Below are 2,482 nucleotides of genomic sequence, written 5' to 3'. Positions count from 1 at the left end.
TTCTTTGCGCGATGCCAGCATGCGCAGCTCTGCGTGCCGTACGTCTTCATATAGGGTTTTATCTGTCAGCTCCAGCCCTGCTATGCGATTAAAGAACCGTATAGCCGGAGTATATAATTCCCTGCGGTAATATTTACTGCTGAGGTCGAGCAGTGCCTGGGCTTTATAGTTTGCGTTGCTGAAGGTGTTTACGATACGATCGAACAATACCGAATCGCGCAAGCCTATACGATAACGGCAGAACTGGTATTTCTCTCCATCGCTGAGTTTAAGCGCTTCCTGTTCCGGAATGGCCAGTATCTTTTTCATGGTGGCAGCAATCTGCTGCTCGCTCTCATCTTTACTGTGGGCAACGGTATCCCAGGCAATAAACGCTTCGGGTATACGCGCAGCTTCTGTCAACGCTATAGCATTGTAGAATTTAGCATCTTTATAGTCGTAAGTATCAGCAAAGGTAAAGTAATCGGAAGCACGCTCCGGGTTTCCCTGTTCAAGCGCCCACAGGCCCATGATATAATTATACTTTCCCTGGTATGCCTGCCCGATATAGATCTGCTCGGCCATAATGCTCAGCGCGCGTGCTACATTTCCCTGGTGATAGAATGCATTGGCCAGTGCTACTTTCAGCGCTATACTAAAATCGCTGTTGATTGAATCGGAAGCTATAGCATACGCACGGCTGGTAAAGGTAGTATCCAGGGTCTTTGCGTTACGAATGATATAGTTATTGAGCAAGGTCGCTGCCTGCAGGTTGAGCTTCGGTGTTGCCAGCGGATCGGTTGTTACCTTCAACGGCTGGTTATAGAGTGTTGATAGTGCCAGTGCATTGGCTATAGTAGCATGCGAAGTGGTGCTGAAAACACCGAGTATAGAATCTGCCTGCAGCGGAATCAGTTCGGCTGCAGCCATCGCGAAGAAATTGGTCTCCGCTATATTCTTTGATATAGCCTGCTCGCGTGCTGCGCTGAAATATACCAGTGCCGAATCGAGGTTGTGTACTTTGGCATACGCCAGGCCGAGGTTATTGGCAATCGCGCCCGACTCGGGCATTTTTTTGTATCCGTTTCTATAGGTATCGATCGCATTGAAGATATCATTCTCCCATATAAACAGGTTGCCATCGTTGGTAAGCGAATACTCGGAAGGGTTTCTGAAATTGGCTGCGTGATAATTATCGTGCGCTGCCTCGAAGTTAAAGCGCGCACCACGGATCACACCCAACGCATAATTCGAGCGGTGATTGCTGAAGCCGTTGCTGCGGCCCTGGTCGTAAAACGATTCGGTATATACTTCATTTCCTTGCAACGAGTAAAGATCACCGGCACTGTTGTAAAATCCAGCCATACCGTTGTATACATACGCTTTCCAATCGGATACAAATAAAAATGCGAGTACTGCTATCAACCCGGCAAACCGGTATGTAAAGTATGGCATGCGATTAGGCTTGTACAGAACTTTATAGATAGGCATGTTTTGCGCGAGCATCACAATAAAGTTCGAGAATATATAGGTGAGAAAGATGATGCCAAAGCCTGCATGACTAAAGATGGTAAGATCGCGGATGATCTTCAGAGCAGGATCGTTAGCGTTGCCCAGTAGCTGCCCCGTGGTAGCAAAGCAAATCGCGCCCAGCGCCAGATAGAAGTATGCACCGAATGGATAGAACGAAAGTGTATTGCCATAGATCGCCTCACGATCGCGATAGCCCCATATACCCAGCACTGCAGATATAGTAAGCAGCAGGTATATATTGATGTAAATAAAATTCCAGTGAATGGTGCCCATCTCATGCAGAGCCGTGATGATGATGTTGGCCATGTATATAACACTGATAATGGAAAGGTGCCGCAGACTTTTGGATGATCCCTGACTGATAACCCGAATAAACGCGGCCAGTATTTCGTGCCCGATCATCAGTATAAATATGATCGATATGATAAGCCCCGGAGCATAACCGGTAAGCGTAAGATGATACATCGGTAATTCTACTTGCGACAGGAATGCTACCACCAGCGCCAATACAATGGTGATGCCTATAAATATCAGCAGTCGTGTAACAAAAGAGGTAGAAGTGCGAAAGCGATTAAAGTAAAAGGCGGGTATACCATATAGCACCAGCGCAGCAATAACAGGTATACGATTAAACTGCCCCGCTATACCCAATACTTCCAGGCGCATGCCCACTACAAAAAGAATGAAGAGCGCCATACCTGTGAGGTACCAGAATTTTTCCAGTGTAGTAATTACCGTGAGCAATACTACAGCGCTTGCTATCAACACAAACAGAAATATATAGGAGGCTGTTGTGTTAGGCACTACGGGACTTCCATTGAAGTATTCTGTTATAGCATAACTCTCGGCCGGTATATTCAGATGAAATGGTCCTACACGAAAACTATGTACAGTAGTCTCAATTACTTTTTGTTCCTGGATGGTGTCCCAATGAATGATACCATCCACGCCTTTGAAGTACGAAAACCAC

Annotated in this window: 1 protein-coding gene; it reads right to left on the bottom strand. The window is 46.4% G+C overall.

What is annotated here, in order from left to right; all coding sequences use genetic code 11:
* Positions 1–2,482, bottom strand: a 2,482-nt coding sequence (locus VIN08_RS22040; protein ID WP_331969881.1) for a hypothetical protein, incomplete at both ends; no start/stop codon positions are given.

It is taken from the genome of Ohtaekwangia sp. (assembly GCF_036568665.1).
Taxonomy (GTDB): Bacteria; Bacteroidota; Bacteroidia; order Cytophagales; family Cyclobacteriaceae; genus Ohtaekwangia.
Note: the sequence above shows the minus strand (reverse complement) of the source record. Positions and strands in the feature narration are given on the sequence as shown.